This window comes from Nocardia sp. NPDC060220 (assembly GCF_042727815.1).
In the GTDB taxonomy this organism is placed as follows: Bacteria; Actinomycetota; Actinomycetes; order Mycobacteriales; family Mycobacteriaceae; genus Nocardia.
In genome coordinates this window covers 1-7,222 of sequence record NZ_JBHWZY010000318.1, presented here as the reverse complement: position 1 = coordinate 7,222, position 7,222 = coordinate 1, and the positions used below count along the sequence as shown (strand labels likewise).

General features: G+C 67.5%; 6 protein-coding genes, 1 pseudogene and 1 riboswitch. Of the genes and pseudogenes, 4 read left to right on the top strand and 3 right to left on the bottom strand.

Going from position 1 to position 7,222, the window contains the following annotated elements; all coding sequences use genetic code 11:
* Positions 1-130: pseudogene (locus ACFWF3_RS17885) on the bottom strand (NADP-dependent isocitrate dehydrogenase); the annotation flags it as partial.
* 286 nt (positions 131-416) lie between these two features.
* Entirely contained in the window at positions 417-1,910 is a 1,494-nt protein-coding gene (locus ACFWF3_RS17880; protein WP_379314512.1) for an MFS transporter, read from the bottom strand.
* Positions 1,911-2,044: 134 nt separating this feature from the next.
* Here ACFWF3_RS17880 and ACFWF3_RS17875 point away from each other — a divergent pair, with 134 nt between their 5' ends.
* The 3 genes from ACFWF3_RS17875 (at position 2,045) to ACFWF3_RS17865 (ending at position 5,483) form a co-directional block, all read left to right on the top strand.
* A complete protein-coding gene (locus ACFWF3_RS17875; RefSeq protein ID WP_379314511.1) occupies positions 2,045-2,767 on the top strand; it encodes a TetR family transcriptional regulator in 723 nt (240 codons plus the stop codon).
* 64 nt (positions 2,768-2,831) lie between these two features.
* Positions 2,832-2,942, top strand: a riboswitch (SAM riboswitch).
* An 82-nt stretch (positions 2,943-3,024) separates the two neighbouring features.
* A complete protein-coding gene (locus tag ACFWF3_RS17870) occupies positions 3,025-4,341 on the top strand; it encodes a bifunctional o-acetylhomoserine/o-acetylserine sulfhydrylase (protein ID WP_379314510.1) in 1,317 nt (438 codons plus the stop codon).
* A complete protein-coding gene (locus ACFWF3_RS17865) occupies positions 4,338-5,483 on the top strand; it encodes a homoserine O-acetyltransferase (protein ID WP_378996978.1) in 1,146 nt (381 codons plus the stop codon). Before ACFWF3_RS17870 ends, ACFWF3_RS17865 begins: the two co-directional genes overlap by 4 nt.
* Positions 5,484-5,487: 4 nt before the next feature.
* On the opposite strand, the gene ACFWF3_RS17860 is transcribed toward ACFWF3_RS17865, so the two are convergent.
* A complete protein-coding gene (locus ACFWF3_RS17860; RefSeq protein ID WP_378996980.1) occupies positions 5,488-6,123 on the bottom strand; it encodes a TetR/AcrR family transcriptional regulator in 636 nt (211 codons plus the stop codon).
* Positions 6,124-6,263: 140 nt separating this feature from the next.
* Here ACFWF3_RS17860 and ACFWF3_RS17855 point away from each other — a divergent pair, with 140 nt between their 5' ends.
* On the top strand, positions 6,264-7,211 hold the full coding sequence (locus tag ACFWF3_RS17855) for an oxygenase MpaB family protein (RefSeq protein WP_379314509.1): 948 nt from the start codon (positions 6,264-6,266) through the stop codon (positions 7,209-7,211).
* Positions 7,212-7,222: the final 11 nt, after the last annotated feature.

The following is a 7,222-nucleotide window of genomic DNA, read 5'->3' as shown; positions in this document are numbered from 1 at the left end:
GGTCGTAGTACTCGAGGTTCACGTCGAGATAGGGATGGATCAGCTTGTCCTTGATGAACTGCCAGATGATCCGGGTCATCTCGTCGCCGTCGAGTTCTACAACGGTGCCTTCAACCTTGATCTTGGACATGGATCTTCGTGTCCTCCTCGGTGGGTGCCCTTATTGCACGGCTAGGCGAACACGCTTGTGAGCGGACCCCAGCAGTTCCAACAGACAACGTATATGCCCCGCGTTGTCTGCGGGACGTGTGGTGCAAACAAGACGAGCGTACTGCTGTCCCCCACCTCACCGCGACGGGAGGCCCCACTGTGCGGGACAGCCCTCCCGGCCCGCCTGTCATCACCCGATCGGGCCTTGACCGGCTACTGAGTGGTAACAAGAGGCCCGCGCCGTAGCGCGGGCCTCGTCGAGAAGGTCAGACCGCGACGGGTATCGCGGCCGCGTGTTCGTCGCCTTCGATCAGGTTCTCCGGCTTGTCGCGGATCATCACCGCGATCACCACGGCGGCGGCGAGGAAGAAGCCGGCGCCGATATAGAACGCGACGTCGTAGCTGTAGATCGAGGCGCGTTCGATCAGGTGGTCGACGGTCGGGTTGTCGGTGACGTAGTTCTCGGCGGCCTGCACCGACAGGGTGGTCAGCAGGGCGGTGCCGACGGCGGTGCCGACCTGCTGGGCGGCGTTGAGCAGGGCGCTGGCGACACCGGAGTCCTCGGCGTCGACCTGATGCAGGGCCACGGCCTGCATCCCGACGAACAGCGGGCCCATCCCGAGCGCCATCAACAGCTGCGCGGGCAGCACGCTCAGCGCGTACCCGTCGCCGTAGCTCAGTTGTGCCAGCCACAGCAGTCCCACGACGCCGAGCAGCGCGCCGACCACCATGAGTGGACGCGGCCCGAACTTGGGCATCAGCGAACTGGTGATGCCCGCCGCGATCCCGATGCCCACGGGGAACGGCAGGAACGCGATCCCGGCCTTCAGCGGCGAATAGCCCAGGGTGTTCTGGTAGTAGAAGCTCAGGAACAAGAACATGGCGAACATCGCGATCGGGATCAGCAGCGCGGCCAGCAAAGCGCCGCCGCGATTGATCTCACCCGGAATTCGCAGTGGCAGCAGCGGGTTCGCCGAGCGCGCCTCGATGAAGACGAACGCGATGAGCAAGGCGAAGCCGGCCCCGAGCAGGCCGAGGGTGCTGCCCGCCAGCCAACCGTGTTCGGCGGCGCGACTGAATCCGTAGACGATCGACACCAAGCCGAATGTCACGGTGACGGCGCCGGGCAGGTCGTAGCCGCCGGTTCTGGGCACCGGGATATCGCGCGCGATCACCGCCACCGCACCGGCTACCGCGATGAGCGCGATCGGCGTGTTCATCAGCAGCGTCCACCGCCACGACGCGAATTCGGTGAGCGCGCCGCCGACGATCAGCCCGAACGCGATGCCACCGGCGGTGATGCCGGCGAACACCGCGAACGCGCGGGCCCGTTCCTGCACATCGGTGAAGATCACCGACAACAGCGACAAGGCCGCGGGGGCGAGCAGCGCGGCGAACGCACCCTGTAGACCTCGGCCGACGAACAACTGCGGACCGGTCTGCGCGAGCCCCGCCAGCGCCGATGCGGCGGCGAAGCCGACCAGGCCGACCAGGAAGATCCGGCGCCTGCCCAGGTAGTCGGCCATCCGTCCGCCGAGCAGCAGTAGGCCGCCGAAGATGAGTGTGTACGCGGTGAGCGCCCACTGTTTGTCGCCGTCGCTGATCCCCAGGTCACGCTGGGCATAGGGCAGGGCGATCGTGATCACGGTGGCGTCGAGCACCACCATCAACTGGGCGGCGGAGAGCACGACCAGCGCCCACCACCGCATCGAACTCTGTTGGGAATCAACATGTTTCGTCTCTATCTCGGTGCTGGTCACCAGGACTCCTCGTCACTCGATCAGTGTGGACCAATCCTGGCACTGTGAGACAATTGGCGTCAAGAGAAAAATGTCTGACTGCGCCAATTGACCTAGTTGGACAGATAAAGCGGCCGACGCGGTAGGCTGGTCAAATGCTGGACTCGACCACTCCGATCAGCGCCGACCGGACGACCGAACCGGCTGCCGGCGCGCCACTGGGCCTGCGCGAGCGCAAGAAACTCCAGACCAAGGCCGCGATCGTGGCGGTCGGACTCGACCTGTGCGACAGCCAAGGGTTCGACGCGACGACGGTCGAGCAGATCGCCGCGGGTGCCGATGTGTCCCCACGCACCGTCAACCGGTACTTCGCGCTCAAGGAAGACATCGTGCTGGCCCCGATCGACGACTTCGGGGTCTCCGTCGCCGTCGCGCTGCGCTCCCAGCCGAACACCGGCAACGAACTCCAGGCACTGTGCGGCGCCTACCTGGAGGTGGTCCAGGCCGAGGCGGATGCGGACGGTATCCGGTTCATCCGTCAGTTCCTGCAGATGCAGCGGATCATGCGCACCAGCCAGTCGGTCAACGCGCGCGCGCTGGAATACGCGGAGAAGAAGAACGTCGCGGTGTGCACCGAGCTCGCGCAGCGGATGGGCACGTCACCGGAGGACTTCACGGTGAAGCTGGTGGCCGGGATCTGGCAGATGCTGTGCCATCTCTCGGTCGCCGATACCGAACAGGCACTGCTGAGCGGGTCACCGACGGTAGCCGTTCGGGTCACGCGCGACGCCGTGCTGCGCGCCTACCACGGCTTGCGGCAGGTCTGTGGCGCACCGGTGGACGACACGCCAGGCTTCGGCACACCGTCCGGCGAGTGATCTTCGGCGGGAAATGCGGGGGAAGTTTCCGCCCGCGGGAGATCTCCGGTTAACATGACGGCAAGGTCATGAGTACCAGCGCCAAGCCCCGGCTCGCTGGTCGGCAACCCTCCAGCTGCGGTGGGGTGCTCCGGGTGATGACCGGGCTCTCGAAAGTCGAGAGCAAGCGCGCACTGCAGGAGGCCCCCATGTGTTGTTGCCAGTCGATCCGACCCAGTTGACGAGATCCCCCGGCTGACACCCATTTGGAGCACGACATGACTGACTCTTCCCTGCCCGAGAACTGGTCCTTCGAGACCAAGCAGGTCCACGCGGGCCAAGCTCCCGACGCGAGCACCAACGCGCGGGCGCTGCCGATCTACCAGACCACTTCCTACACCTTCCGCGACACCGATCACGCCGCCGCGCTGTTCGGTCTCGCCGAGCCGGGCAACATCTACACCCGGATCATGAACCCCACCCAGGACGCGGTGGAGCAGCGCGTGGCCGCGCTCGAAGGTGGCGTCGCGGCGCTGCTGCTGGCCTCGGGCCAGGCCGCGGAGACCTACGCGATCCTGAACCTGGCGAGCGCGGGCGACCACATCGTGTCCAGCCCGCACCTCTACGGCGGCACCTACAACCTCTTCCACTACTCGCTGCCCAAGCTGGGAATCACGGTCTCGTTCGTCGAGGATCCCGATGACCTCGCGCAGTGGGAAGCCGCGATCCAGCCGAACACCAAGGCGTTCTACGGCGAGACCATCGCGAACCCGAGCAGCGCGGTGTTCGACATCCCCGGTATCGCCGGTGTCGCGCACGCGAACGGCATTCCGCTGATCGTGGACAACACCGTCGCCACCCCGTACCTGATCCAGCCGCTGGCCCACGGCGCCGACATCGTCGTGCATTCGGCGACGAAGTACCTGGGTGGGCACGGCGCGGCCGTGGCGGGCGTGATCGTCGACGGCGGCACGTTCGACTGGACCGTGCGCGACGCCGACGGCAACGCGCGCTTCCCCGGTTTCACCGAGCCCGATCCGAGCTACCACGGCGCGGTGTTCGCCGATCTGGGCGCGCCCGCGTTCGCGCTGAAGGCTCGCGTGCAGTTGCTGCGCGATCTGGGCGCTGCGGTGTCGCCGTTCAACGCCTTCCTCATCGCGCAGGGCATCGAGACCTTGAGCCTGCGGGTCGAGCGACATGTCAGCAATGCCGAGACGGTCGCGAAGTTCGTCGCCGAGCAGCCGGGCGTCGACGCGGTGTTCTACGCGGGCCTCGAGTCCTCGCCCTGGCACGCGCGGGCCAAGGAGCTGGCGCCCAAGGGCGCGGGCGCGATCGTGGCGTTCGAGCTGGCAGGCGGCGTCGACGCGGGCAAGAAGTTCGTGGACGCGCTCAGCCTGCACAGCCATGTAGCTAACATCGGTGATGTGCGTTCACTCGTGATTCACCCGGCGTCGACCACGCACTCGCAGTTGACGCCCGAAGAGCAGCTGGCGGCCGGCGTCACCCCCGGCCTGGTCAGGCTCGCGGTGGGCATCGAGGGAATCGACGACATTCTGGCCGATCTGCGGGCCGGGTTCGCGGCGGCGACGACGTGACTGTGAGCACCGAATCGCCGATCGCCCGACCAGGAACCGGGGTGGCCCTGCTGCCACCGCCGGACGGGCGCGTCGGCCTGGTCGCCATCGGGGATGTGGCGCTGGAGAACGGCGCCGTCGTCCCCGATGTGCGGCTGGCGGTGCAACGCTGGGGCGAGCTCTCGCCCACCCTGGACAATGTGGTGCTCGTCGAACACGCGCTCACCGGCGACTCCCATGTCGTCGGTGGGCCCGACGGGGCGCCCGGCTGGTGGGAGGGCATGGTCGGGCCCGGCGCGCCGATCGACACCGACGAGTGGTGTGTGATCGCGACCAACGTGCTGGGCGGCTGCAAGGGCAGCACCGGCCCGTCCTCGCTCGCCTCCGACGGAAAGCCATGGGGCGCGCGGTTTCCCGAGCTGAACATCCGTGACCAGGTGAAAGCCGAAGCGCAGTTGTTCGAGGTGCTCGGGATCGAGCGGCTCGGCGCTGTCGTCGGCGGCTCGATGGGCGGCATGCGGGTGCTCGAGTGGATCATCGGTCTGCCCGAGCGGGTTTCGGCCGCGCTCGTGCTGGCCGTGGGCGCCCGCGCCACCGCCGACCAGATCGGCACCCAGACCACCCAGATGGCCGTCATCACGGCCGATCCCGACTGGCAGGGCGGCGACTATCACGGCACCGGTCGCGCGCCGATGACCGGCATGGGGCTGGCCCGGCGGATCGCGCACCTGACCTACCGCACCGAGGGCGAACTCGACCACCGCTTCGCCAACAAGGCACAGGGCGACGAGGACCCGTGGACCGGTGGACGGTACGCGGTGCAGAGCTACCTCGAGCACCAGGCCGACAAGCTGTGTTCGCGCTTCGATCCGGCCACCTATGTACTGCTCAGCGAGGCCATGAACCGCCACGACGTGGGGCGCGGGCGCGGCGGCGTCGCCGCCGCGCTGGCCTCCACCGCGGTGCCGTGCGTGGTCGGCGGAGTCGACTCGGATCGCCTGTACCCCCTGCACACCCAGGCCGAGCTGGCCGAAGGACTGCCGGGCTGCGCGGGTCTCGAGATCGTGCACTCCCGCGACGGGCACGACGGGTTCCTCACCGAGGCGGCCGCCGTGTCGAAGCTGCTCACCGAGACGATGCGCTTGGCGCGGGAGAACCGCTGAGCCGTCAGGGCCCGGTCAGCAGAGTGACGATCGAGCGAACGTAGGCCTGAAGTCGTTCGCGCGGATACTCTTCCGGCTCGCTGACCCCCAGTCGACCGAGCATTTCGGCGATGGTGAGGGTCGAGTTCGCGAGTAGCCCGGCATCCATGCCCGACCATCGCGGCAGCACGGAGATGCCCATGCGGACAAGCGATTCCGCGCGCTCCAAGATCTCGGCGCGCGAAGCACGAAGCGCCGCACGGTATTCGTCGGGCGCACTCGCCGGGGTGGCGAGGATCAGCCGCCAGCGGGTCGGATTCGCCAGTGCCACACCCACGAACGCTTCGACGGTCGCCGAGGCGGCGGCCAACGGATCGGCGCCGAGCAGGTCTTCGGGCAGCGTGTCGGCGATCTGATCCAGTCCGCGTTCCCGTTCGCGTTCCAGCAGCGCTTCGACGAGTTCGGCGCGGGTCTTGAACACCGTGTACAGCACAGGTTTTCCGACGCCCGCCTCCTGCGCGACGGCCTCCATGCTCAACTCGTGCAGTTCCATCCGGCCCAGGACCGTGAACGCGGCGTCGAGAAGTTGCGCGCGGCGCTGCTCCGGCGGCAGGCGCGGCGCATAGCGGCGTCGAGGTCGCTGCTCCTGCGTCGAGGTCACCGCCCACCTGCCTTTCGCTCGCCGACGATACCCGCCGACCCTGTCGGCACAAATCCTACGCAACCGTTGTATTCACGTCGAGCCATTGCTACGGTGGTGTTGTATTCAACTGTTTCTCGCACTGCAAAGGGGCATGTGCAATGGCTTTCGATGCGTCGACTCTGCGTCGCGACGACTACGGCTTCTTCGGGCCGGATTCCCCCACCTGGAAGGTGTGGGCGGCGCCGACCGCGCTGATCGGATTCCAGCGCGCGGTCACCCTCGAGCACTTCGATCCGTTCCTGACCGCCGCGGTCGCCGATTCACACGGGATCTACGACAATCCCGCCACCCGCCTCGACCACACGCTGTCCTACTTCCTGCTGGTCGCGCTCGGTGACGGCCGCACCGCCACCCAGGCATCCGAACACCTGATGAAGGTGCACGCGCCGATGACGGGCATCGAACCGATCAGCGGCAAGCGCTACAGCGCCAACAACCCCGACTCCCAGCTGTGGATCCATGTCACCGGGTGGCATTCGGTACTCAAGGCCTACGAGATGTTCGGACCCGGCCCGCTGAGTCCCGCCGAGGAGGACAGGTACTGGGCTGAATGCGTGATCGCCGCCGAACTGCAGACCTGTAAGCCCGCGGATGTACCGCGCAATCGGGCCGAGGTGCGCGCCTACTTCGAACGCGTCCGGCCGCAGTTGTGCGTCAGCGAGCGGGCCGTGGAGGCCATGCACTTTCTGCTGTGGCCGTCGGTGAGCAAAGGCATGACGTTCGCCGCCGGTGGTCGAGTGCTGTCGCTGGCGACGATCTCGACGCTGCCTGCCTGGATGCGCGAGCTCGGCCGATTCGACATGCCCCGCGTTGTCGATGCCTCCGTGCGTGTCCCGGGGAAGGCGATCGTCTGGGCGGCCGCACGTCGCGGCAACCGTGGGCTGATCATGGCTGCCCCGTACGTCGCGAAGATGACCGGACAGATCCTGGCTGCCCACGAGCGCACCGCGCCACCGCGAACCCGGGCGACGATCAGCCCGGGCGATGCTCGCGCGCTCTACGGCAGCAACGGCACCCGCAGCCTGTGGGACAAGACCTCCGCCTGAACCCTGAACCC